Below are 23,432 nucleotides of genomic sequence, written 5' to 3' on the forward strand. Positions count from 1 at the left end.
TGTTAGCGGAGCAGCGTTACCCGTTTATAAAACTTGGGTTATTTCGCTGCTTCAGAAAGCCGCGCCAGGGTTTCTTCCCGTCCCAGCACAAGCATCATGTCAAAAACCGAAGGCGTAACGGCACGACCCGCCAGAGCGGCCCTCAGCGGACCGGCCAGCTTGCCGAACTTGAGCTCCTTTGACTCGGCAAAGGAATTCAGGGCCTCCTCCAGTTCGTTCCGCGACCAGCTAGCATTTTGCAGCTGCGGCGTCAATTCCGTCAGTATACCATCGGATACAGATGCCAGTGCCTTTGCTGCCTTTTCATCCGGAACGATTGGTCGACTTGTCAATACAAAATGAGCCTTTTCAATCAGTTCTGGGAAGGTTTTGGCCCGATCCTTGAGGCAATACATCGCACGTTCCAGATCACTGGATTGTGTTTCCGTAAGGGGCTTCAGATCTGCTGCGGTCAGATAAGCTTCGATCTCCTGCCGCAGCGCAGCATCATCCGAGATTGCGATGTGCTGTCCACACAGGTTTTCAAGCTTTTTCAGATCGAACCGCGCGGGGCTCTTGCCGATCCCATCCAGATCGAACCATTCCTTTGCCTGTTCATCTGTGAAAAACTCGTCGTCACCATGGCTCCAGCCCAGCCGGGCCAGATAATTTCGCATTCCGGCGGCGGGATAACCCATGGCCTGATATTCCTGCGCCCCAAGTGCACCGTGGCGTTTGGACAGTTTCTTGCCATCAGGCCCGTGAATCAGCGGGATATGTGCCCAGACCGGAACGTCCCAGCCCATTGCTTCGTATATCATCATCTGCCGCGCGGCATTGTTGAGGTGATCGTCACCGCGGATCACGTGGGTAACACCCATATCGTGATCGTCCACAACCACTGCCAGCATGTAGACGGGTGTTCCGTCCGACCGCAGAAGGATCATGTCATCCAACTGATCATTGTGGATGCTCACGTCGCCCTGAACCTGGTCGCGGATCACGGTCGACCCGTCCTGAGGCGCCTTGATGCGAATAGCAAAAGGCGCGTCCGGATGTGTCGAAGGATCGGCGTCTCGCCACGGGCTGCGGAACAGGGTTGATTTCCCTTCAGCCCGTGCTTGTTCACGGAATGCAGCGATTTCATCCTGTGTCGAGAAACATTTGTATGCTTTGCCCTCGGCCAGCAACTGATGCGCGATTTCGGCGTGACGGGCAGCCCCTTCGAATTGGCTGATGACATCGCCATCGTGGTCCAGTCCAAGCCATTCCATGCCCTGAAGGATCGCGGCGGTCGCTTCAGGCGTTGAGCGTTCGCGGTCCGTGTCCTCGATCCGAAGCAGGAACTTGCCGCCACGCCCGCGCGCATAAAGCCAATTGAACAACGCGGTCCGCGCGCCGCCGATATGCAGGAAACCGGTGGGCGAGGGGGCAAAACGAGTGACGACCTGGTCGGACATGGTGGGGATTAACCTTTTGGTAACCGTATCTGGCATAGTTTGACGCCTGTCTAACGAGCCCGAAGGACGGGGGCAACCATGCGTGTTCTTGCACGGGTCGAGGCCGCGCTGCTGCACCAGACAGGGTACCTGTTCCCCTGGACGCCGGTTTTGCTGGCAACGGGGATTGGTCTGTATTTCGGCGTCCGCGTCGAGCCGGATTGGTCAGTTTATTCTGGCCTTGCCTGTCTTGGAATCGCTCTTGTCGCCTTGTGCCGCCGGCTGCCACCGGGGGTGGGAACGTTGGCAATCGGGGGGGCGCTGATCACTGCAGGTTTCATTCTTGCAGGCGTTCGCGCCCATATGGTGGCAGAGCCGGTTCTGTCGTGGCGATATTATGGCCCTTTCGAGGGGAGGGTCGTCGCCATGGATCGGTCTGCCTCGGATGCGTTGCGGTTGACGCTTGAACAGGTACGTATAGGGGATGTACCTCAGGAGCGCAGGCCGCAGCGCATCCGTCTTTCCGTTCATGGTCCGGCGGGCACTATCGCTCCGGGGCAGCGTATTATGACCACGGGTCATCTTTCGCCACCGCAAGGCCCGGTAGAGCCCGGAGGGTTCGACTTTCGCCGCCATGCCTGGTTTCAACGATTGGGCGCGGTCGGCTATACCCGCGTCCCGGTCATGACCATCGCACCAGCGACAGAGGGGATCGACGGCATTCGGGTCACTGCGATCCGCATGGCCATTTCGCAGCGGGTAAGGCAGATCCTGCCCAGAGAAATCGGTGGATTTGCCGCGGCCGTCACAACCGGAGATCGCAGTGGGATGGGGCAGGAGACGTTATCATCCTTGCGGGCTTCAAATCTGGCGCATCTGCTGGCCATTTCCGGGCTTCATATGGGGCTTTTGACCGGTTTCGTGTTCGTGGCTTGCCGATTGGGTCTGTCGCTGTGTCCTCCTGTGGCGTTGAGACTTCCAGTTCGGAAAGTGGCCGCTGTGCTCGCGCTTTGTGCCGCAACCCTTTATCTGTTGTTGTCCGGGGGCAACGTTGCGACCGAACGCGCCTTTGTCATGGTCAGTGTGATGCTGGGTGCCGTGTTGATCGACAGACGTGCGATTTCGCTGCGTGCGGTTGCTGTTGCCGCAGTAATCGTGCTGGTTCTTCGACCCGAGTCGCTGCTGAGCCCCGGATTTCAAATGTCGTTCGCCGCAACCACAGCGTTGGTTGCAGTCTTCGGAGCGTTGCGAGAGGCAGGCCCGTTGCCCGGCCCAAACTGGTTGAAACCAGTCGTTGGCGTGGTGATGTCATCTGCAATTGCTGGTCTTGCGACAGCCCCCATTGGTGCGGCGCATTTCAATACGATGTCCCATTACGGTCTGCTGGCAAACCTGCTTTCCGTACCTGTCATGGGCCTTTTTGTCGTGCCCTCTGCCGTCATTGCCGCGCTTCTGGCCCCGTTTGGACTGGAGGCAATTGCCCTGACTGTCATGGGGTGGGCGTTGCATTGGATCATTACGGTTTCCGGCTGGGTGTCGCACCTGGAGGGCGCGCAGAGTTTTGTTGTCAGCCCGCCTTGGTACATCCTGCCCCTGGTCGCATTTGGCGCCTTATGGATGGCCTTATGGCAGGGAAAAGCGCGATGGGCCGGAGCAATGCCCGTTGTCTTGGCATTTCTGCTTTGGAACTCGGGGCACAGACCGGATGTCCTGATTGCGGAACACGGCGGATTGGTGGGCGTGATGACCGAAAAGGGCAGGGCTCTCAGCAAAAGCAAAGGAAGCGGGTTTGTCGCCGGTGTCTGGCTTGAAAATGACGGAGACGGCGTTGATCAGATCGAGGCGGCGCTCAGATGGCCGGACAGCAGCATCGTTCAACGATACCCGCTGAAGGACTATGAGATCATCCATATCACCGGAAAAAGGGCGGCGCAGGCGTTTGATGAATGTCGGGATAACCAGATCATCATCTCGGCTGTTGCGCTTAACCTGCAAGGTTCGTGCGGGGTATTTGATCCGGAACGGTTGTACAAAACCGGCAGCCTGTCGGTTTCGAACGGAAAGCTGACCTCAAGCGCAGACATGACCGGCCATCGGCTTTGGTCCCCGAAACCTGCCGGGGACCGTCATTCCAAGCAGGCTCAATAGGTGCGGATCAGTCCGACCAACCGGCCTTGAACCTTGACCTTCTCGTCGGGCAGGACGCGCGTTTCATAGGCCGGGTTTGCAGCCTCCAGCGCGATTGCATTGCCGCGGCGGAAGTACCGCTTGAGGGTCGCTTCCTGATCTTCGACCAAGGCAACGACGATGTCACCGTTATCCGCGGTCGAGGTTTCCCGAATAACGACCACATCACCGTCATTGATGCCAGCGTCGATCATCGAGTCGCCGCGAACTTCCAATGCATAGTGCTGACCCTGTCCCGAAACCATGGGGCCAGGGACGGCCACGTGATGCGAAACATGGCTGATCGCTTCGATGGGAACACCGGCTGCGATCCGGCCCATGACTGGCAACTCCAGCGCGTCCACCGATACAGGTTCTACATTCGCAGGGCGAGGGCCCTTGGGCCTGTCGCCTTCGATAACGCGGGGCGTGAAGCCGGCCGTCGGCTCGCCGCCAAGGCTTTCGGGCAATTTCACAATCTCAATAGCGCGAGCGCGATGGGCAAGGCGGCGGATAAACCCGCGTTCCTCCAATGCAGTAATCAACCTGTGAATGCCGGATTTCGACCGCAGGTCGAGAGCAGCCTTCATTTCATCAAAACTGGGCGGAACACCGTCCGCCTGCACGCGTTTGTGGATGAATTCCAGCAAATCCAATTGCTTCTTGGTCAGCATCGCTCACACCTCGTCGTTCATGCGTTTTCTTTTGTTCTACGCATGTTCACGTTTTGTGTCAACAAATTTGAGAACATCCTAGATCGGCAGGTATTCAACCATTTCCCCGATGTCGCGCGCCGGATCGTGTGGGGCACGGACCAACAGCGCGTTGGACTGGGCCAGTACACTGAGAAGGGAACTGTCCTGATCTGCGCAAGCTTCGATTCCGGCATCAGTGACCACGGCGCGCATATAGTGTTCGCGCGGCCCGTTCTCCGGCAGCGGACCACTCAGCCGTGCTGTGCGGAAGGGGGGCAGCACCTGTTCAAGTCCCAGCATCCGGCGCACCATCGGAGCCAGAAACAGATAGCCGCAGACCATGGCGCTGACCGGATTACCCGGTAATCCGACCATGGCCGCTTCGCCGATACGACCGGCCATCAGGGGTTTTCCGGGGCGCATTCGGATCTTGTAGAAAGATTGCTCCATCCCCAACCCCTGCGCGACGTCCGACACGAGGTCATAATCGCCAACCGACGCCCCGCCGATCGTCACGACAAGGTCTGCACCCAGCGCAAGTTCGAAGGCGGTTTCAAGCGATGATACTGTGTCGCGTGCAATTGGAAGCACGCGAACCAGAGCGCCCAATCCTTCGAGCAATGCCTGCAGGCCGAATGTGTTCGAGGCAATGATCTGATCCGGGCCGGGTTCTTCCCCGGGCATGACCAACTCGTCACCGGTCGAGATGAGGGCGATCACGGGCCTGCGTGAGACCGGGGCTCGATGGATATTCATCGCGGCTATCAAGGCAACATCTTCAGCGCGGATCAAACGCGGTGCGGATATGGATGTGCCAGCCTTGAAATCCACGCCAGCGGGTCGGATGTTCGTTTTGGTGCCGGGTTTTTTCGTGATTGTCAGAAGATCACCGCGGCGGTCTGTATCCTCTTGAATCACAACGAAATCCGCGCCATCGGGCACGGGGGCACCAGTATAGATGCGAACTGCCTGTCCGGGGCCTACAGTGCCCTCAAAACGACGTCCGGCTGCTGACTCGCCCACAACTTTGAACATGGCGTGCGGTTCGACCTCGTCAGATTTGACTGCATAGCCATCCATCGAAGACGCGGCAAAAGGCGGTTGGTCCCGCGTGGCCGTGACGTCCCGCGACAAAACACGCCCTGCGGACTGGGCCAGTGGAACCTCTTCTGCCGGCAATGGTCCCACAAGATCGAACAGCAGGGCGCGCGCCTCTTCGACAGTAATCATTTTGCCTCGTAACGCCCTGACTTACCGCCATCTTTAAGCAGAACGCGAATGCCGCCTATTTCCATCGTCTTATCGACGGCCTTGGTCATGTCGTATACCGTCAAGGCGGCTGTCGATACGGCGGTCAGCGCTTCCATCTCAACCCCGGTCTGGCCCGAGGTCTTGACGGTGGCCTCGATCTGAACACCCGGCAGATCCGGGTCAAGTGTCAGCTCGACCGCCACTTTGGTCACCGGCAGAGGGTGACACAACGGAATAAGGTCCGGCGTTTTCTTGGCGCCCATAATGCCGGCCAAACGGGCAATGCCCAGAACATCGCCTTTCTTGGCGCGGCCTTCCGAAATGAGTTCAAAGGTTTCTGACGCCATCTTGATGTGACCTGCGGCGACGGCGACACGATCTGTCACGTCCTTGTCCGAGACATCGACCATATGCGCCTGACCTTGGGCATCGAAATGGGTCAGCGGCATCACATTACTCCGGGGATCAGCGGTTTAGACAGGATGTGACGCGTTGCCGCTTCGACATCGTCCTGGCGCATCAGACTTTCACCGATCAAAAAGCAGCGGGCCCCATACCGCGCTATGTCCCTCAGATCGTCTGGCGTGCTCAGTCCGCTTTCGCAAACGATGGTGCGATCGGCGGGCACCAGCTTGGACAGGCGACGCGTCGTGTCTAGCGTTGTCTCGAATGTCTTCAGATTGCGGTTGTTGATACCGATCAGAGGGCTTTTCAGTTGTGCCGCGCGTTCAAGCTCTGCTTCGTCGTGGACTTCGATCAGAACGTCCATCTCCCAATCGAATGCAGTGTTTTCCAGTTCAGCCGCCTGATCATCACTGACCGAGGCCATGATGATCAGAATACAGTCCGCACCCAGGGCGCGTGCTTCGACCACCTGATACGGGTCGTACATGAAATCCTTACGCAAAGCGGGCAGAGATGTCGCCTCGCGTGCTTGCGTCAGGTACTCTTTCCTGCCCTGAAAACTGGGGGTGTCAGTCAGGACGGACAAACACGCCGCGCCACCATCTTCATAAGCCTTTGCAAGAGCGGGTGGATCAAAGTCAGGTCTGATCAGACCCTTGGACGGGCTGGCTTTCTTGATCTCTGCGATCAGGCCATAGCCTTGGCGAGATGCGGATTGCAGAGCCTTCGCAAATCCACGTGTTTCCGAGGCGGCCCGTGCCTCATCTTCCAGTGTTTCCAAAGATTTCTGGGCTTTGTCCGCCCCGACTTCTTCCAGTTTGTAGGTTTTGATTCTGTCCAGAACGGTTTCGGTCATGCGGCTTCCTGTGTCTTGGCGGCCAAGGCCGTGATTTTGTTTTTGGCATTGCCACTGTCGATACTGTCAGCAGCCATGGCCACGCCTTCGCGCAGATCGTTTGCGGCCTCTGCGACGACCAGAGCAGCGGCCGAATTCAGCAGCACGGCGTCACGATACGCTGACGGGGCACCGTCCAGCAAAGCCCGGAACGCAACGGCGTTTTCCTCGGGTGTGCCACCGATGATTTCTTCGAAAGGATGCACGGGAAGACCTGCGTCTTCTGGGTGCAGTTCGACCTCTTTCACGATCCCGTCTTCCAGGGCGGCGACCCAGCTGATGCCGGTGATCGTAAGCTCGTCCGTCCCGTCCGAGCCATGCACCAGCCAGGCCCGGTCCGACCCCAGCAGGCCAAGCGTTTCGGCCATCGGGCGGATCAGATCGCGGCTGAAGGCGCCGGTCAATTGTCGTTTGACGCCAGCAGGGTTGGTCAGGGGGCCAAGAATATTGAAAATCGTGCGCGTTCCCAGTTCCTGCCGGGTCGGCATTACGTGGGCGATGGCAGGGTGGTGCATTGGCGCCATCATGAAGCCAATTCCGACGTCTTTCAGCGCGTTCTCAACGACTTGTGGGCCAACCATGACATTGATGCCCATCTGGCCTAATGCGTCCGCCGCGCCGGATTTAGAACTCAGGTTGCGATTGCCGTGTTTCGCGACCGTTACTCCAGCACCGGCCACGACAAAGGCTGTCGCGGTCGAGATATTCAGGGTGCCTTTGCCATCGCCACCGGTGCCTACGATATCCATCGCTCCCTCAGGTGCGTTCACGGCATTGCATTTCGCGCGCATCACGGCCGCGGCCGCAGCATATTCATCGACCGTCTCACCGCGCGTCCGCATGGCCATGAGCAAACCGCCGATCTGGCTGGGCGTGGCTTCGCCATCGAACAATATGGCAAAGGCCTTTTCGGCCTCATCACGAGTCAAAGGGCGATCGGCAGCGGCTCCGATCAGCGGTTTAAGCGCGTCGCTCATGCCGGGACTTTCAGTTCTTGCAGGAAGTTCTTGAGAAGGGCGTGGCCGTGCTCGGATGCGATGGATTCCGGATGGAACTGCACACCGTGGATCGGCAATTCCTTGTGTTGCAGTCCCATGATGGTGCCGTCTTCCAGCTCGGCCGTAATCTCCAGGCAATCGGGCAGGGTCTCGCGCTCGACCACCAGCGAATGATACCGGGTTGCTTCAAAGGGTGAGGGCAGTCCGGCAAACAGGCCTTTGCCGGTGTGCTTCACCGTGCCCATCTTGCCATGAACGATCTCGTGACATCGAACCACCTTGCCGCCAAACACCTGACCTATGGTCTGATGGCCCAGGCAAACCCCCAATAGCGGTGTTTTGGTTTCGGCAGCAGCTTGTGTCAGTGCAAGACAAATCCCCGCCTGATCCGGGTCGCAGGGACCGGGGCTCAGCAGGATGCCGGCAGGGTTCATGGCCATCGCTTCCTGCACATCCAGCGCATCATTGCGACGAATGACCATTTCGGCACCGAGTTCGCCTAAATAATGTACCAAATTGTAGGTAAACGAGTCGTAGTTGTCGATCAGCAGCAGCATATGGGCACTTATCTTCGCTTGGGCATTTCGGGCTGGCGATCCAGCCCCGGGCCACGGTATAATGTCCGCACATACATGCTCAGGCTTGAGCGGCAGCGTCAAGAGGACATACCGTTTCTGACGCGTTCAATTGGCCGAGCGCCACACAAGATGGCGCAGAGCTGGACGAGGCAGATGAAAGAGGCGAAAGGCAGGAAAATGGGCGGATTTTTCGGAGGAATGGTCGCTGGGGCGGTCGTTGTTTTGATCTTGGGTGCGGTCGTGTCTCTCAAGACGCCGATGGTGAATACCCCGGTTGTCGCAACCAAAGCACCGGCGCCGACGATTTCTGAAACACCCGAGGCTCCGGCTGAAGTGGCTGAGGCTGGTTCCGATGCTGACCTCGTGGAACTGGCTCCGCGTGCGCCAGAAGCCGCCGATGACGCCGGCGAGGATCTGGCCGATCTGTCGGGTCTGGAAACATCAGTCGATTCTCAGCCAGTTGTTGGCGCGGCAACGGACGCGCTGAACCAACCGGAAGCAGCAGGTGCAAATGAAGTGTCTTTTGTGACCGAAGCACCTGCCGCCCTGCCAGAGCCAAGTCAGGTTCCGGCGATTCAGCCAGACGATGCGCTGCCTGCCGTAAGTGATGAAACACCGGCCCCGCCAGCAGAGCCCGAGAACACCGAGGTGGCCGTTCTTGCGCCCGAACCAGACCCTCTGCCACAGGCCGTGCCAGAACCGGAGCCAGAGACGACAGAGGCCGAAGAACAGAACCCCTTTGAAAACAGCCCGATTGCTGTGGAAGGGGATGAAGACACCCTGCCACGCGAACTGCCGCGTATTGCTGCGCTGCCCCAGATCGGGGGTGAGCAGGAAGCAAGTGCCAGTTCATTTATCGGAAAACGTGTCGCACCGTTGACGGAACGCGATGATGAGCCCGTCGTGGAACAGGCCTCGGTTGAACAGCCGAAATTGGCCAAACCGATCGAGCGTTTTGCGGCAAAGTTCGAAAACCCCGAAGCCAAGCCGTTGATGTCGATCATTCTGATTGATGACGAGGGCGCTTTCGGGTCCGAGGCGTTGCAGGACTTTCCGTATCCGATCAGCTTCGCCGTGAATCCATCGGATCCTGACGCGGCAGAAAAGATGGCACGTCACCGCGAGGCCGGGTTCGAGGTGCTGGCCCTGGCGGATCTGCCCGAGGCGGCAAGCGCACAGGATGCCGAAGTGTCGCTGTCGGTGTGGCTGGATACCCTGCCGGAAACAGTAGGTATTCTGGAAGGCGTGAACAGCGGGATTCAGGGCAATCGCAAACTGGCTGATCAGGTCGCTGCGATTGCTGCGGGAACCGGCCGGGGGCTGATTACGCAGGACAATGGGCTCAACACTGTGCAGAAGCTGGCAGCCCGAAACGGAATTCCGTCCAGTGTCGTTTTCCGTGATATAGACGGCGCACGGCAGGACCCCAAAATCATGCGCAGGTTCCTGGATCAGGCCGCTTTCCGTGCCGGTCAGGAAGGGACAGTGGTCATGCTGGGGCGCGTGCGTCCCGAGACGATTTCAGCCCTGTTGCTGTGGGGGCTGGAAGATCGGGGCAACCGTGTGGCAATGGCTCCGATCTCGGCTGTCATGATGAAACAGGTGCAGTGAACCGCGCAGAAAGCAACGATAAGGGGCGGTGATCATCTGATCGGCCGCCCTTGTTTTTTTAGCCGTTTCCGTTCCCGGTGAACCGGGCGGCATCTGCCGCGGCGCGCCGTATGGCGTTGGATTTATGAACGGTTTCCATGAACTCGGCTTCGGGATCGCTGTCATAAACGACGCCACCGCCGGCTTGGATATAGAGTTTCTGGTCTTTCACGATGGCCGTGCGCAGGGCGATACACATGTCCATGTCGCCGCCCGCGCTGAAATAGCCGACGCCGCCGCCATAGACGCCGCGCTTTTCAGGCTCCAGCTCGTCGATGATCTCCATCGCGCGAACTTTGGGCGCGCCCGAGACCGTGCCTGCCGGCATCCCGGCAAAGAAAGCGTCCAGCGCGTCTTTGTCTTCGGCCAGTTCGCCCTCCACGTTCGACACAATGTGCATCACGTGGCTGTAGCGTTCGATAATGAACTCTTCGGTCGGACGCACGGTTCCGATCTTTGAAACGCGACCGGTATCGTTACGACCCAGATCCAGCAGCATCAGATGCTCGGCCAGTTCTTTCTTGTCGGCCAGCAGATCAAGCTCGTTCGCCTTGTCTTCTTCTGGCGTCGCGCCACGGGGGCGGGTGCCAGCGATGGGGCGAATGGTCACTTCATTGCCAAACACACGTACCAGAATCTCGGGGCTTGCGCCCACGACCTGAAAACCGCCGAAGTTGAAATAGAACATGAATGGCGACGGATTCGTGCGCCGCAAGGAACGGTAGAGTGCGAAGGGCGGCAGCGGAAAATCCTGCGTCCAACGTTGAGCCGGAACAACCTGGAAAATGTCACCCGCGCGGATGTATTCCTTGGCCTTTTCAACCGCCTCCATATAGCCGGACTTGGTAAAGTTCGACACCGGTGCGGCGACTTCGCGCGCGTCACCCAGATCGCGGGTTTCTGCGGGCATCGCGCGTTCCAGATCCCGGACCGCATCCATTACACGCTCAGCCGCCTGCGCATACGCAGCTTTGGCGGATTGACCGTCACTGGCCCAGGCGGGTGAAACCACTGTTACCTCACCCTTGACCCCATCCAGCACCGCGATGACAGACGGGCGCAGCATGATCGCATCGGGCAGACCCAGGGGATCGGGGTTCACATCCGGAAGGTATTCCACCAGCCGAACCATGTCATATCCCAGATACCCGAACAGCCCGGCAGCGGCCTGGGGTAAGTCATCGGGCAATTCCATTCGGCTTTCGGCCAGAAGCGCCCGCAGGTTGTCCATCGGGTTGCCATCTTGAGGCGAGAACGCGTCGGAATCGAAACGGGCCGAACGGTTCAGCTCAGATGTTTCGCCGCGACAGCGCCAGACCAGATCAGGTTTCATACCAATGATCGAATAGCGGCCACGCACCTCACCGCCCGTCACCGATTCCAGCATGAACGCGTCTTTCTGCGCGCCCGTCAGCTTGAGCATCAGTGACACAGGTGTGTCCAGATCGGCGGCCAGACGTGTGTAAACCACCTGGTTTTCGCCCGCTTCATGGGCGCGCGCGAAGGTGTCGAATTCGGGTGTCAGGGCCATATCGGTCTCGTTTAAAAGCTCGCCTGCACGGCGTTCAGAGCCTGCTGATCCACGACGGGGCGCGCCCGGGTCTGGGCATCACGCACGTAGGCGTTGAAAATATTCTGTGCCAGAGCCTGGTCCATCTGTGTACTCAAGGCATCACGCAACTGGCGCAGTTCATCCGTATCTTCCGGAGGCAGGATTTCATCCAGACGTACAATCCAGGCCGCTCCGTTGCCGCCAATAACGCGCAACTCGCCCGGTTCCATGGCGAATACTTCGTTCATGAAATCGGCAGGAACGTCATCCAGAAACGCGGTACGGGTCAGGGCGTTTTCGACGCGGAAGGGCAGACCGGTCGTGGCAAAATCACCGTCAGTGGCCAGTTGGTTCAGAATGGCATCCGCCTTTTCCCGCAGGGCTTTGTTGGCCTCGGTCTGTTGCCAGGCCGCAGTGACACGGTCGCGTGCGCTCTCCAGTGGTTCTGGGCGGCGCGGCAGAACCTCCTCCAGGCGCAGGGCAAAAACTGACCCGTCTTCGAGGAATGCGATTTCTGGGAAATCCCCTTCCTGCACAGCTTCCGCGGCCGCTCGGAACCCGTCATATGCCGCAACGCCTTCAGCGCTGTCGCGGGTCCAGTCGATCTGACCCAGTTCCATTTCGGTTTCTTCAGCCAGTTCTTCCAGAGTGGCACCGCCGGCCAGCATGTCGTTGATATCTTCGGATTGCGCCTCGATCAGACGGCGGGCGCGTTCCGTCGCCAACTCTTCCCGAAGTGCCGGCTCGGCCTCTTCAAATGGAACATTGTTCGCGGCCAGTGATCCGTTAACACGGAACAGGGCCGGACCAAACACCGAAGGCAACGGGCCTACGACTGTGTCAAGCTCGGCCGCAAATACGGCGTCCGCAGCATCGCCCAGATCCTCACGTGTCACGTCGCCCAGATCGATGTCGTTGAGTTCAAGATCGCGATCCCGGACCAACTGTTCAAAGGTCGTGCCACCAACTTCAAGCTGCGCCAAAGCGTCATTGGCGGCCTGTTCGTTCGAGAAGTTCAGGCGTTCAACCAGGCGGCGTTCGGGCTGGTTGTATTCGTCGGACCGTTCTTCATAAAGCTTCCGCAGCGCGTCTTCGTCGATTTCCACCGTGTCAACCAACATTGCAGGCGACAGAATCGTATATGTCAGTTTCTTGGTGCGGGGCAGGGTAAACTGGTCACCGTTGTCATCATAGAATGTCTGGATCTGCGCATCCGTTGGGTCGGTCACGGGTGTATCCAGCGCTTCGGTTCCAACGGTTGCGACCGTAAAGCTGCGCCGCGCACCGATGTAGTCGACCATCGTGTCCGTCAGCGTTGCCGGCATTTTCACGCCGCCCATGATTGCGCCCTGTACGATCGTTCGGGCGGATTCCTTGCGCAGATCGGATTCGAATTCGGAATCGGTCATGCCGACCTGCTCCAGCTGAAAGCGATAGGACTCACGGTCAAAAGTTCCGTTGACACCCTGAAACGCCGGAATCGAGATGATCTCTTGCTGAAGGTTCTCATCGCCGATGGAAATCCCAAGCTGACCGACCTCGTTATCCAGCGCTGCCAAAGCGGTCAGGCGGGCAAGGGCGTTTCGGTCCAGACCCAGCTCGCGCGCTTGCGACATCTGCAAAGGTTGCCCGGATTGTGCTTCGACCGCTCGGATCTCGCGCTGCAATTCGCGCACATAATCTTCTACCGAGATGCTTTCGTCGCCGACTTGCGCAACTGTGCGGATCGTCCCGCTGAGGTTGACTGCGCCGAATCCCGCAAGGCCCAGCATCAGCAGGCCCATCAGAATCCAGACAAAGGTTTTCGAAAGACTTTTAGCGCCTGCGGCCATGATGCCCTCTTGTTTTTTCGGCAGAGTTCTGCCCTGTCGGTTGCGGCCCTGAATACGACGCACACCGCCGAGGGGCAAGCTTAGAAGGACAGGTCCTGCAACCGGTCGAACAATTGACCCAGCCCGGCCCGATCCAGATTGGCAAAAGCAATGCGAACCTGTCGTTTTCCGGCCGGGTCATGATCCGGCATGAACATGGTGCCGGGTAACAGCAGCACACCTGCTTCGCTGACCAGACGACGGGCAAACTCATCCGACGGCATGTCAAACGGATGTTCGAGATAGGCGAAATAGGCTCCAAGTCCCAAAAGTCGCCACCCCCGGACTTCAAGCGCCGGAATCCCTTCTGCAATGGCTGCGCGGCGGTCCAGAATTTCATCGCGCTCGCCGGCCAGCCATTGCGACAGGTTTTGCATCCCCCATAACGCTGCGAACTGGCCGATCTGGCCCGGGCAAATGGCGACCGTGTCCAGAAATTTTTCCACCTCGGCCAACAGCGCCGGGCTTGTCGCGATGGCGCCAACCCTGTGGCCCGTCAGACGATAAGCCTTGGAAAAAGAGTATAGGTGGACAAGGGTTTCGTCCCAGTCTGGTTGCTGAAACAGATCATGAGGGGGGCCACTGCGACTGTCAAAATCGCGATAGGTTTCATCGACGATCAGGCGAATCCCGGTTTCACGGGCCAGGTTATAGAAGGCCCTGACAAGTTCGGCAGGGTATTCGACACCGCCCGGATTGTTGGGCGTGACCAGTGCAATGGCGCGGGTCTTGTCCGTAATCAAACCGCGCGCACGCTCTGGATCGGGTAGAAGGTCATCGCCGGTCGGCAGGTCCACGGCCTGTACGCCGGCCATGTCCAACCACATTTTATGGTTGAAATACCATGGGGTTGGCAGAATGACCTCATCCGCTTCGCCGGTGATCGCCGATATCACGGCCGAAAACGCCTGATTGCAGCCTGAAGTGATGGCGATCCGAGGTGCATCTACCTGTGCTGCATAGTGAGAACTGATCTGCGCCGCCAGTTCAGCGCGCAGATCGTCATTGCCCAAAACCGGGCCATAAAGATGTGCGCTGTCTTCGCGAACGGCAAACTCGGCCATGGCCTGCCGCAAGGCCAGCGGCGGCGGATCGACCGGGGCCGCCTGGCTTACGTTGATCAACGGGCGGTCGGATGAGAACGCAACTCCCTCGACCCATCGGCGTGCCTCCATCACCGGAGGTGCGAATGTTGCGGCGGTACGGCTGAGCGTCATGTGCGGTCTACTGTTCTGGAATCAATCGGTGCCGCGATACGGCTCGACATATTGAAGGGCCATATCCCATGGGAAAAAGATCCATGTGTCCTGGCTGACCTCGGTGATGAAGGTATCCACCATCGGGCGGCCCTTGGGTTTGGCGTAAACCGTTGCGAAATGTGCCTTCGGATACATATCCCGCACCAGTTCCAGCGTCTTTCCACTGTCTACAAGGTCGTCGATGATCAGAATACCGGTCCCGTCGCGCATCAGATCGACGTCCGGAGCTTTCAACACCTCTGCCTCACCCTGTTCCTGATGGTGGTATGAACGTACGCTGATCGTATCGACTGTGCGGATGTCCAGTTCGCGGCTGACGATCATTGCAGGCGCCATGCCCCCGCGCGTGATCGCGACAACACCCCGCCAGTTGCCATCATCGGGCCCTTGCCCGTCAAGACGCCAAGCCAGTGCTCGCGAATCGCGATGAATTTGGTCCCAGCTGATGTGAAAGCCTTTTTCGTGGGGCAGGCGGTCTTTGGCGCTCATGTTCTTAACCTTTTTCAACGTCCGGTGCGTCAACGGCCTTCATGCCGACAATATGATACCCGGAATCCACGTGCAGGTTTTCACCGGTTACGCCGCTGGACAGATCCGACAACAGATACAGGGCCGAGTTTCCGACATCGTCAATGGTCACGTTCCGACGTAGGGGAGAGTTATATTCATTCCACTTCATGATATAGCGGAAGTCACCGATACCACTGGCGGCCAGGGTTTTGATCGGGCCGGCTGAAATAGAGTTCACCCGGATGCCATCCTTGCCCAGATCTTCAGCCAGGTATTTGACCGACGCCTCAAGCGCGGCCTTGGCAACCCCCATCACATTGTAATGCGGCATGACCTGTTCGGCCCCGTAGTACGTAAGCGTCAAGGCACTACCGCCTTCGGACATCATCTTTTCTGCGCGCTGCATCACTGCTGTGAAAGAATAGACCGACACATCCATCGTCAGTTTGAAATTGGCGCGGCTGGTGTCGACATACCGGCCGCGCAGTTCGTTCTTGTCAGAAAAGCCGATGGCGTGAACGACGAAGTCCAGTTTTCCCCATTTCTCTTCCAGTGCCGTAAAAAGCGCATCGATAGATGCCTCGTCACTGACGTCGCAGGGCAGAACGATTTCGCTCGCCAATTGCGCCGCCAGTGGGTCGACGCGTTTTTTCAAAGCGTCGCCTTGATAGGAAAAGGCCAGCTCGGCCCCGGCATTCGACAAGGCGCGGGCGATTCCCCATGCTATTGATTTGTCATTGGCCAGTCCCATGATGAGGCCGCGCTTGCCGGCCATCAACTGATTTGACATGTTCGGTTCTCCGCCTGTCTTCGCGTTATGTTGAGTTGGTTTATGCCATTGGTTGCGTTGCATCAAGGCCGTGCGCTCTTGCCCGCAGCGGGTTCTCGCCTTAGGTTCGTCGTTAATACTTTCCAGGGGATGGAAATGACCGAGCGTGATGGCATCTTTGCTGGCTCCGATCCGTTTGAAATAGCGGCCCGGTGGTTGGCTGAGGCTGAAGAAACCGAACTGAACGATCCGAATGCGATTGCGCTTGCAACCGTTGACCCGGATGGCTTGCCCAATGCACGCATGGTGTTGTTGAAGGAAATCGAAGCGGATTCGTTTGTTTTCTTTACCAACTACGAAAGTGCCAAAGCCAGAGAACTGGACACCGCCGGAAAAGCTGCGTTTGTGATGCATTGGAAATCTTTGCGGCGTCAACTTCGTGTTCGTGGTACAATAAGTCGTGAAAACGGGCCCCAGGCAGATGAGTATTATGCATCAAGGTCATTGAAAAGCCGGCTGGGCGCGTGGGCTTCAAAGCAGTCGCAACCGCTTTCGAGCCGGACAGCTTTGATGGCAGAGGTCGCAAAAGTGACCGCGAAACTTGGGCCGAATCCACCGCGTCCGCCATTTTGGGGCGGGTACAGATTGACGCCTACAGAGATTGAGTTCTGGGCCGATGGAGCATTCCGCTTGCATGATCGGTTCAGATGGCAACGAATTGAGCCGGGATCGGCGTGGCATGTTGAAAGGTTGAATCCATGACGTTCACGTGTCGTGAAATGCAACAAGCAGAAAATAAAGGATTTTTTCAGCTTGAATTTGCCTGCCATTCCCATAAACAACAAACCCTTAACGAACTGTTGATATTCGCGATGGGAAAACCGTGCCAGAAGACCTGAACAACATGTACCGCGTCCGTGGACACGTAAAATGGTTCGACCCTGCCAAGGGGTATGGCTTTGTTGTGTCCGAAGAGGGCGGCCCTGATATCCTGTTGCACGTGAATGTTCTGCGCAATTTCGGCCAGAGCTCGGTTGCGGACGGTGCCAGCATTGAAATCATGACTCACCGCACGGACCGGGGGGTTCAGGCGGTAGAGGTTGTCGCCATTGATCCGCCGGCGCGGACCGACTCGATGATGCTTGCCGACTTCGCCGAGCTGGATCCGGAGGTTATTGCAGAAGCGCCCCTGGAAGCCGCGCGGGTAAAGTGGTTCGACAAAGGCAAAGGTTTCGGATTTGCGAATGTCTTTGGGCGTAACGAAGACGTATTCCTTCACATTGAGGTGTTGCGCCGCTCGGGGCTCGCTGATCTTCAGCCCGGCGAAGCGCTGGCCATGAGAGTGATCGACGGCAAGCGTGGCCGGATGGCCGCGCAGGTTCTGGCCTGGGAAGCAGCATTGGATAGCTGAACCGCATGAAACGGATTCTGGCAGTCTTGACCATATTCTTAACGTTGTGGGCAGGAAGTGCTGTTGCTGCATGCAGGTCGGACCGGGTGACGCTCAGAAATGACAGTGCGACGGTGCAGTTTAACGTCGAAGTCGCTGTCACGCCGCAGGAGAGAGCCCGCGGATTGATGTTTCGCGAATCGTTGCCGACTCGATCCGGCATGTTGTTCGTGTTTGATCCGCCGCAGCCTGTTGCCTTCTGGATGAAGAACACCCTGATCCCGCTTGATATGATTTTTGTGGATCGCACCGGTTTGGTGACGCGTGTGCATGAAGGGGCGATTCCGGGTGATCTTACGCCGATTGAAGGGGGCGATTCCGTTTTTGCGGTGTTGGAAATTAATGGCGGATTGTCTGCGCGCTACTCCATCGCGCCCGGGACAGAGATGAAGCACGAAATTTTTTCGCAAGGACCCGCAATTTGGCCCTGTTAGGGCTTTTCAAATCAGATCGGCATCGTTAGGAAGGCGCACGGTCCGGGGCGTGGCGCAGTCTGGTAGCGCACCTGTTTTGGGTACAGGGGGTCGTAGGTTCGAATCCTGCCGCCCCGACCATTTCCATCAAGCTAATTCGGCGAGCCTCCCATTGACTGGTAGAGCTCGCTGATGGCCTGGTCCAAAACCTTGCTTTCAACTGGAACTTCAACTGCGGTGCCGGATTTTTGCGGCACGTGGAAGAAAACGCGTGCGTCTACGCGATATCCGGCGTTTGTTTTCGTTGATGTAAGGCGCATGACACTTTGAGGAAGATCCTGCGGATGGCCGTCATAGTTCAGAATCAGATAAGCCGTCGCCTTGGGAGGCAGGAATTCACTGCATTCAAAAACTTGATTCCTGATTTTCTTGAAAGACTCGCCGGGGCCCGAACAACTGGTTTCAAACGTGTCGAACAGGCGCTGAGGGAAGGTGTCAAACTGTGCGCTGCGTGACGCGATGGGCACATCTTGTGGTGCGCACGCCACGATGCAGGCTACCGCCGGGATAGACTGAAACAACTTCATTCGTTTGAGTCTCCTCCCTCTTGGGGGCACCGTTTTGTGCAGGGCGCGGGTCCGTCTGCCCGAACGGTGTTGATTCTCGTTCAGCGTAACCAGCATGCCATTAGTTGATCAAATGCTGATAACTATGCTGGTAAAAACGGGAATTCGTTGTGAGCCTTCCAGGCGTCGGCGGAAATTTGCCGTGGATGAAGCTGTGGAGGAATCGCCGCCCGCTCGCAGACGGGCTTACACAACGGTCAGGTCAATATAAAAGATTTCAAAAATGACCGAAAAAGGGCGTTGACCTACTATGGGAATATACGTCAAATTGTATGAGCCAACGAGAGTGCCACAATATCTGGTGTTTAAACCGGAAAAGGCAGCGGGCGAGGGTCGGATAAGCACAAGCGATTTACGTGCGGTCGCACTAGCGGCTTTACGCTGTCTCAGGCAGCGAACAGTACCTTTTTGCACGCTTCTCAGGGCGTTGTGGGCGACACCCTGCAACACAAGATTTGGTGTCGGGAATCGGAAATTGAGCTGTATTAACCAGGGCTGCGGACATGAAGATTGAAAGAAAATTCACCAAATCGGATCAGGACGCCTATGCGGAACTGAATTTTGTGTCCGCAACGTCTGAAATCCGAAATCCGGACGGTACAATTGTTTTTCGGCTGGATGACGTCGAAGTCCCTTCCAGCTGGTCGCAGGTCGCAAGCGATGTAATTGCGCAGAAATACTTCCGCAAGGCGGGGGTGCCCACCAAGCTCAAGAAAGTGAAAGAAAAAGATGTTCCCGAATTTCTGTGGCGCTCGGTTCCGGCTGAGGGCGCAGAGTTCGAAGGAGAAACATCGTCGAAGCAAGTGTTCGATCGTCTGGCCGGTGCCTGGGCCTATTGGGGCTGGAAGGGCGGCTATTTCTCGACCGAGGAAGACGCGCGTGCCTATTTTGACGAGATGCGCTATATGCTGGCGTCCCAGCGCGCGGCACCGAACTCTCCGCAATGGTTCAACACTGGCCTGCACTGGGCCTATGGCATCGACGGACCGGCGCAGGGGCACCACTATGTCGACTACAAGACCGGCAAGCTGACCAAGTCGAAATCGGCCTATGAACATCCGCAGCCGCATGCCTGCTTCATCCAGTCGGTTGATGACGACCTGGTGAACGAAGGCGGCATCATGGATCTGTGGGTGCGCGAGGCGCGCCTGTTCAAATACGGCTCGGGCACCGGGACCAACTTCAGCCATCTGCGTGCAGAAGGCGAGGCGCTGTCGGGTGGCGGTAAGTCTTCGGGGTTGATGGGCTTTCTCAAGATCGGCGACCGCGCCGCTGGCGCGATCAAATCAGGCGGGACAACCCGTCGGGCAGCAAAGATGGTGATCGTTGATGCAGATCACCCTGACATCGAGAAATTCATCGAATGGAAGGTGATTGAAGAGCAGAAGGTGGCCTCGATCGTTGCCGGATCGAAGATGCACGAGAAGATGCTGAACGGCCTTTTCGAGGCTATCCGCACGTGGGACGGCGCGCAGGAAGATGCCTACGATCCGAAAAAGAACGACGCGTTGAAAACGGCCGTTCGAGAGGCAAAAAAGGTCGCGATCCCGGAAACTTATATCAAACGCGTTCTGGATTACGCCAAGCAGGGCCACGACAGCATCGAGTTCCCGACTTATGATACAGACTGGGATTCGGACGCTTACAGCTCGGTCTCGGGCCAGAACTCGAACAACTCGATCCGCGTGACCAACGCGTTCCTGACTGCTGTCGAGAAAGACGCGGACTGGCAGCTGATCAACCGCACCGATGGCAAAGTCGCAAAGACCGTCAAGGCGCGCGATCTTTGGGAAAAGGTTGGTCACGCCGCATGGGCTTGTGCTGATCCGGGCATCCAGTTCCACGACACGGTCAACGAATGGCACACATGCCCCGAAGATGGTGAGATCCGCGGCTCGAACCCGTGCTCGGAATACATGTTCCTTGACGACACGGCCTGTAATCTGGCGTCGATGAACCTGCTGACCTTCCTCAAGGATGGAGAGTTCCAAGCAGCGGATTATATGCATGCCTCACGCCTGTGGACCCTGACGCTGGAAATCTCGGTGACGATGGCGCAGTTCCCGTCGAAAGAAATTGCGCAACTGTCCTATGACTTCCGCACCTTGGGTCTGGGCTATGCCAATATCGGCGGATTGCTGATGAACATGGGCTACAGCTACGACTCGGACGAGGGTCGGGCGATCTGTGGCGCGCTGACTGCGATCATGACCGGCGTGGCCTATGCGACCTCGGCCGAGATTGCCGGTGAGCTTGGCCCGTTCACAGGCTATGAGCGCAACGCGGACCACATGCTGCGCGTCATCCGCAACCATCGCCGTGCGGCGCAAGGCGTGACAGACGGATACGAGAAACTGGCGGTCAAGCCAGTGCCGCTGGATCATGGCAACTGCCCCGACAAACGTTTGGTCGATTTGGCCATGTCAGCCTGGGATGAGGCGCTGAGCCTTGGTGAGAAGAACGGCTATCGCAACGCGCAGGCCACCGTGATTGCTCCAACCGGCACCATTGGTCTGGTGATGGATTGCGACACCACCGGGATTGAGCCTGACTTTGCACTGGTGAAGTTCAAGAAGCTGGCCGGTGGCGGCTACTTCAAGATCATCAACCGCTCGGTGCCTTCGGCGCTGGAAAAGCTGGGCTATTCCTCGTCGCAGATCGAAGAGATCGTATCCTATGCCGTAGGTCACGGCACCATCGGCAACGCGCCGGGGATCAACCATACCTCGCTGACCGGTCACGGCTTTGGCCCGAATGAACTGGCAAAGGTGGACGCCGCGCTGGAAAGCGCCTTCGACATCCGTTTCGTCTTCAACCAATGGACACTGGGTGAAGATTTCTGCACGGGCGTTCTTGGCATCCCGGCGACTAAACTGAACGATCCGACCTTCGATCTGCTGCGGCATCTGGGCTTTACCCGTGCGGATATCGAGGCAGCCAATGACCACGTTTGCGGAACCATGACACTGGAAGGTGCGCCGCATCTGAAGGAAGATCACTACTCGATCTTCGATTGCGCCAATCCGTGTGGCAAGAAAGGCAAGCGTTTCCTTGGAGTTGACAGTCATATCACCATGATGGCGGCGGCACAGAGCTTCATCTCGGGTGCGATCTCGAAAACGATCAACATGCCGAATGACGCGACCATCGAAGACTGCCAGAAAGCCTATGAACTCAGCTGGTCGTTGGGTGTGAAGGCCAACGCGCTTTATCGTGACGGCTCGAAACTGTCGCAGCCACTGGCGGCTGCACTGGTCGAGGATGACGACGAGGCGGCAGAAGTGCTGGAAAGCGGTTCGATGCAGGAAAAGGCCGTCGTCCTGGCAGAAAAGGTGATCGAGAAGGTTGTGGTCAAAGAGATCATCCGCAGCCATCGCGAGAAACTGCCGCATCGCCGCAAGGGCTATACCCAGAAGGCAATCGTCGGTGGCCACAAGGTGTACCTGCGCACAGGTGAGTTCGAAGACGGTCAGTTGGGCGAGATTTTCATCGACATGCACAAGGAAGGCGCTGGCTTCCGGGCGATGATGAACAACTTCGCCATCGCCGTGTCGGTTGGCCTGCAATATGGCGTGCCGCTGGAAGAGTTCGTGGATGCGTTCACATTCACCAAGTTCGAACCGGCGGGGATGGTGCAGGGTAACGATTCGATCAAGAATGCGACGTCGATCCTGGATTACATCTTCCGCGAACTGGCCGTGTCCTACCTGGATCGCACCGATCTGGCCCATGTGAAACCCGAGGGCGCTACCTTTGACGATCTGGGTCGCGGTGAAGACGAGGGTGTCTCGAACGTCTCTGAAATCAGCGAAAGTGCCGCGTCCAAGTCTTTGGAAGTGTTGAAACAAATCAGCTCGACTGGGTATCTGCGTAAGCGCTTGCCACAGGATCTGGCTGTGTTCAATGCTGGCCAGGCTGAATTGAATGGCATGGCCGAACCCGCAGCTGCTTTCGAAGAACCGCCAGCCGAAACGGCGGTGGCCACCAGCATGGACGCCCGCACAAAGGCCAAGATGCAGGGTTATGAAGGTGACCCTTGTGGTGAATGCGGAAACTACACGCTGGTGCGCAACGGCACCTGCATGAAGTGCAACACCTGCGGCGCGACAAGCGGGTGTAGCTGAGAACAACGCCCCGGCACCCCGGGGCGTAGGGGTCGGACGCTGCCCTAGGTAACCGACCCCGACGAACACGGAGAAAGGACACAAAACTTACCAATTGACCTTTCTCCACTCGGCCGACATGCCCGTGTTGGCCGGGAACAGGGTGGGGCGGAATACTTGCTCCTTCCCACTCTTTCACGGAACGGGTGCGCTCGTTCCATGCGACGTCCAGGCCGCAGGCAAAAAAATACCGGGCGGTCAACGAAATGAGCCTGGATGGCGAAACTGACAGGGGGCTTCGGCCCCCTTTCTTTTTTGCGCCGAGCTGCTCGGATAAGCGCAGTCTTGCCGGATCAGGCAATGCCTTTCGGGCATGTCCCGCCGAAATGGGTCTGGCGGAGTTTTGCCCGGCGGCGCTTCGCGACTCCGACTCGGTCAAACACGCAAGGATTGGCGCGATTTCCTCCCGATCGCGCAAAACGGGTGACGCGCGTGGCTGTTGCGGTGTTTCTGGGGCCTGTCCGGACGAAGACATAATCAACCTATCCAGGAGGCACCAAAATGAAACCGCAGTATTTGATTGGGATTTCCATCGCTGCTCTGACCCTGCCGGGAGTGCTCTCGGCGCAGTCCTCAACCGATGCCAATGGCGATGGCGTTCTGACCATCGAGGAAATCCAGGCCGTGTTGCCCGACGTTGACGCCGACACGTTCTCGGCGATGGACGCAAACGGCGACGGGGCGCTGGACGCTGATGAGGTGGCCGTTGCACAAGAGGCAGGATTGCTTCCGCCCAGCAACGGGTAAACAAGAAAGGGCGGCC

General features: G+C 57.9%; 20 protein-coding genes and 1 tRNA gene. 8 read left to right on the plus strand and 13 right to left on the minus strand.

Annotated features, from left to right (window positions below; all coding sequences use genetic code 11):
- Positions 1–38: 38 nt before the first annotated feature.
- Complete coding sequence (gene gltX / locus AC2FEB_RS18170; RefSeq protein WP_496884248.1) at positions 39–1,439, minus strand: glutamate--tRNA ligase; 1,401 nt, start codon at positions 1,437–1,439, stop codon at positions 39–41.
- A 78-nt stretch (positions 1,440–1,517) separates the two neighbouring features.
- Here gltX and AC2FEB_RS18175 point away from each other — a divergent pair, with 78 nt between their 5' ends.
- Complete coding sequence (locus tag AC2FEB_RS18175) at positions 1,518–3,566, plus strand: ComEC/Rec2 family competence protein (RefSeq protein ID WP_496676399.1); 2,049 nt, start codon at positions 1,518–1,520, stop codon at positions 3,564–3,566.
- Here AC2FEB_RS18175 and lexA read toward each other — a convergent pair.
- The 6 genes from lexA to AC2FEB_RS18205 form a co-directional block, all read right to left on the minus strand.
- Entirely contained in the window at positions 3,560–4,258 is a 699-nt protein-coding gene (lexA, locus tag AC2FEB_RS18180; RefSeq protein WP_299893653.1) for a transcriptional repressor LexA, read from the minus strand. The genes AC2FEB_RS18175 and lexA overlap by 7 nt on opposite strands.
- Before the next feature lie 78 nt (positions 4,259–4,336).
- Positions 4,337–5,509 carry a molybdopterin molybdotransferase MoeA gene (locus tag AC2FEB_RS18185; RefSeq protein WP_496676397.1) on the minus strand — a complete coding sequence of 391 codons (1,173 nt, stop codon included), beginning with the start codon at positions 5,507–5,509 and terminating at the stop codon, positions 4,337–4,339.
- On the minus strand, positions 5,506–5,979 hold the full coding sequence (gene moaC / locus AC2FEB_RS18190; RefSeq protein WP_496676395.1) for a cyclic pyranopterin monophosphate synthase MoaC: 474 nt from the start codon (positions 5,977–5,979) through the stop codon (positions 5,506–5,508). The genes AC2FEB_RS18185 and moaC overlap by 4 nt, the downstream gene beginning before the upstream one ends.
- Positions 5,979–6,791 (minus strand): indole-3-glycerol phosphate synthase TrpC, encoded by an 813-nt coding sequence (trpC, locus tag AC2FEB_RS18195; protein WP_117868847.1) that lies wholly within the window; start codon positions 6,789–6,791, stop codon positions 5,979–5,981. Before trpC ends, moaC begins: the two co-directional genes overlap by 1 nt.
- A complete protein-coding gene (gene trpD, locus AC2FEB_RS18200; RefSeq protein WP_299893645.1) occupies positions 6,788–7,807 on the minus strand; it encodes an anthranilate phosphoribosyltransferase in 1,020 nt (339 codons plus the stop codon). Before trpD ends, trpC begins: the two co-directional genes overlap by 4 nt.
- The gene (locus AC2FEB_RS18205; protein ID WP_117868849.1) at positions 7,804–8,385 is read right to left on the minus strand and encodes an anthranilate synthase component II; all 582 of its coding nucleotides are present in this window, start codon (positions 8,383–8,385) and stop codon (positions 7,804–7,806) included. Before AC2FEB_RS18205 ends, trpD begins: the two co-directional genes overlap by 4 nt.
- Here AC2FEB_RS18205 and AC2FEB_RS18210 point away from each other — a divergent pair, their 5' ends adjacent.
- Positions 8,386–10,017: a divergent polysaccharide deacetylase family protein gene (locus AC2FEB_RS18210; protein ID WP_496884249.1), complete on the plus strand. Its 1,632-nt coding sequence runs from the start codon at positions 8,386–8,388 to the stop codon at positions 10,015–10,017.
- Positions 10,018–10,075: 58 nt separating this feature from the next.
- Here the strand turns inward: AC2FEB_RS18210 and trpE are convergent, their stop codons facing one another.
- From trpE to fabI, 5 genes are all read right to left on the minus strand, one after another.
- Positions 10,076–11,587: an anthranilate synthase component I gene (gene trpE / locus AC2FEB_RS18215; protein ID WP_496676104.1), complete on the minus strand. Its 1,512-nt coding sequence runs from the start codon at positions 11,585–11,587 to the stop codon at positions 10,076–10,078.
- Positions 11,588–11,598: 11 nt separating this feature from the next.
- Complete coding sequence (locus AC2FEB_RS18220) at positions 11,599–13,440, minus strand: peptidylprolyl isomerase (protein ID WP_496676102.1); 1,842 nt, start codon at positions 13,438–13,440, stop codon at positions 11,599–11,601.
- A gap of 80 nt (positions 13,441–13,520) precedes the next feature.
- The gene (locus AC2FEB_RS18225) at positions 13,521–14,696 is read right to left on the minus strand and encodes an aminotransferase (protein ID WP_496676100.1); all 1,176 of its coding nucleotides are present in this window, start codon (positions 14,694–14,696) and stop codon (positions 13,521–13,523) included.
- Between the two features lie 21 nt (positions 14,697–14,717).
- Complete coding sequence (gene gpt, locus AC2FEB_RS18230; RefSeq protein ID WP_496676098.1) at positions 14,718–15,227, minus strand: xanthine phosphoribosyltransferase; 510 nt, start codon at positions 15,225–15,227, stop codon at positions 14,718–14,720.
- Between the two features lie 4 nt (positions 15,228–15,231).
- Positions 15,232–16,038 carry an enoyl-ACP reductase FabI gene (gene fabI, locus AC2FEB_RS18235; RefSeq protein WP_299893634.1) on the minus strand — a complete coding sequence of 269 codons (807 nt, stop codon included), beginning with the start codon at positions 16,036–16,038 and terminating at the stop codon, positions 15,232–15,234.
- Between the two features lie 135 nt (positions 16,039–16,173).
- On the opposite strand from fabI, the gene pdxH reads away from it, so the two are divergent.
- The 4 genes from pdxH to AC2FEB_RS18255 all read left to right on the plus strand — a co-directional run bounded on the left by pdxH (position 16,174) and on the right by AC2FEB_RS18255 (position 18,021).
- Entirely contained in the window at positions 16,174–16,779 is a 606-nt protein-coding gene (gene pdxH, locus AC2FEB_RS18240; protein WP_117872743.1) for a pyridoxamine 5'-phosphate oxidase, read from the plus strand.
- 142 nt (positions 16,780–16,921) lie between these two features.
- Positions 16,922–17,428: a cold-shock protein gene (locus AC2FEB_RS18245; RefSeq protein WP_371415306.1), complete on the plus strand. Its 507-nt coding sequence runs from the start codon at positions 16,922–16,924 to the stop codon at positions 17,426–17,428.
- A 5-nt stretch (positions 17,429–17,433) separates the two neighbouring features.
- Complete coding sequence (locus AC2FEB_RS18250) at positions 17,434–17,901, plus strand: DUF192 domain-containing protein (RefSeq protein WP_496676095.1); 468 nt, start codon at positions 17,434–17,436, stop codon at positions 17,899–17,901.
- Between the two features lie 43 nt (positions 17,902–17,944).
- A tRNA-Pro gene (locus AC2FEB_RS18255) sits at positions 17,945–18,021 on the plus strand.
- Between the two features lie 11 nt (positions 18,022–18,032).
- Here AC2FEB_RS18255 and AC2FEB_RS18260 read toward each other — a convergent pair.
- Positions 18,033–18,467, minus strand: coding sequence for a hypothetical protein (locus AC2FEB_RS18260; RefSeq protein ID WP_496676093.1), 435 nt, complete (start codon positions 18,465–18,467; stop codon positions 18,033–18,035).
- A gap of 542 nt (positions 18,468–19,009) precedes the next feature.
- Here AC2FEB_RS18260 and AC2FEB_RS18265 point away from each other — a divergent pair.
- Together AC2FEB_RS18265 and AC2FEB_RS18270 are read left to right on the plus strand one after the other, a co-directional pair.
- Positions 19,010–22,630, plus strand: a complete 3,621-nt coding sequence (locus AC2FEB_RS18265) for a vitamin B12-dependent ribonucleotide reductase (RefSeq protein WP_496884250.1) — start codon at positions 19,010–19,012, stop codon at positions 22,628–22,630.
- 540 nt (positions 22,631–23,170) lie between these two features.
- The gene (locus AC2FEB_RS18270) at positions 23,171–23,416 is read left to right on the plus strand and encodes an EF-hand domain-containing protein (protein ID WP_117868858.1); all 246 of its coding nucleotides are present in this window, start codon (positions 23,171–23,173) and stop codon (positions 23,414–23,416) included.
- The last annotated feature ends 16 nt before the right edge of the window (positions 23,417–23,432 follow it).

It is taken from the genome of Ruegeria sp. YTSC106, assembly GCF_059609765.1.

Excerpts from the sequence above, each read along its gene's own strand:
- lexA (WP_299893653.1), bottom strand. The coding sequence starts at position 4,258 with ATGCTGACCAAGAAGCAATTGGATTTGCTGGAATTCATCCACAAACGC.
- AC2FEB_RS18265 (WP_496884250.1), top strand. The coding sequence starts at position 19,010 with ATGAAGATTGAAAGAAAATTCACCAAATCGGATCAGGACGCCTATGCG.
- pdxH (WP_117872743.1), top strand. The coding sequence starts at position 16,174 with ATGACCGAGCGTGATGGCATCTTTGCTGGCTCCGATCCGTTTGAAATA.
- AC2FEB_RS18225 (WP_496676100.1), bottom strand. The coding sequence starts at position 14,696 with ATGACGCTCAGCCGTACCGCCGCAACATTCGCACCTCCGGTGATGGAG.
- gltX (WP_496884248.1), bottom strand. The coding sequence starts at position 1,439 with ATGTCCGACCAGGTCGTCACTCGTTTTGCCCCCTCGCCCACCGGTTTC.
- moaC (WP_496676395.1), bottom strand. The coding sequence starts at position 5,979 with ATGCCGCTGACCCATTTCGATGCCCAAGGTCAGGCGCATATGGTCGAT.
- AC2FEB_RS18220 (WP_496676102.1), bottom strand. The coding sequence starts at position 13,440 with ATGGCCGCAGGCGCTAAAAGTCTTTCGAAAACCTTTGTCTGGATTCTG.
- AC2FEB_RS18210 (WP_496884249.1), top strand. The coding sequence starts at position 8,386 with ATGGGCACTTATCTTCGCTTGGGCATTTCGGGCTGGCGATCCAGCCCC.
- AC2FEB_RS18175 (WP_496676399.1), top strand. The coding sequence starts at position 1,518 with ATGCGTGTTCTTGCACGGGTCGAGGCCGCGCTGCTGCACCAGACAGGG.
- trpD (WP_299893645.1), bottom strand. The coding sequence starts at position 7,807 with ATGAGCGACGCGCTTAAACCGCTGATCGGAGCCGCTGCCGATCGCCCT.
- trpC (WP_117868847.1), bottom strand. The coding sequence starts at position 6,791 with ATGACCGAAACCGTTCTGGACAGAATCAAAACCTACAAACTGGAAGAA.
- AC2FEB_RS18250 (WP_496676095.1), top strand. The coding sequence starts at position 17,434 with ATGAAACGGATTCTGGCAGTCTTGACCATATTCTTAACGTTGTGGGCA.
- AC2FEB_RS18270 (WP_117868858.1), top strand. The coding sequence starts at position 23,171 with ATGAAACCGCAGTATTTGATTGGGATTTCCATCGCTGCTCTGACCCTG.
- fabI (WP_299893634.1), bottom strand. The coding sequence starts at position 16,038 with ATGTCAAATCAGTTGATGGCCGGCAAGCGCGGCCTCATCATGGGACTG.
- gpt (WP_496676098.1), bottom strand. The coding sequence starts at position 15,227 with ATGAGCGCCAAAGACCGCCTGCCCCACGAAAAAGGCTTTCACATCAGC.
- trpE (WP_496676104.1), bottom strand. The coding sequence starts at position 11,587 with ATGGCCCTGACACCCGAATTCGACACCTTCGCGCGCGCCCATGAAGCG.
- AC2FEB_RS18245 (WP_371415306.1), top strand. The coding sequence starts at position 16,922 with ATGTACCGCGTCCGTGGACACGTAAAATGGTTCGACCCTGCCAAGGGG.
- AC2FEB_RS18260 (WP_496676093.1), bottom strand. The coding sequence starts at position 18,467 with ATGAAGTTGTTTCAGTCTATCCCGGCGGTAGCCTGCATCGTGGCGTGC.
- AC2FEB_RS18205 (WP_117868849.1), bottom strand. The coding sequence starts at position 8,385 with ATGCTGCTGCTGATCGACAACTACGACTCGTTTACCTACAATTTGGTA.
- AC2FEB_RS18185 (WP_496676397.1), bottom strand. The coding sequence starts at position 5,509 with ATGATTACTGTCGAAGAGGCGCGCGCCCTGCTGTTCGATCTTGTGGGA.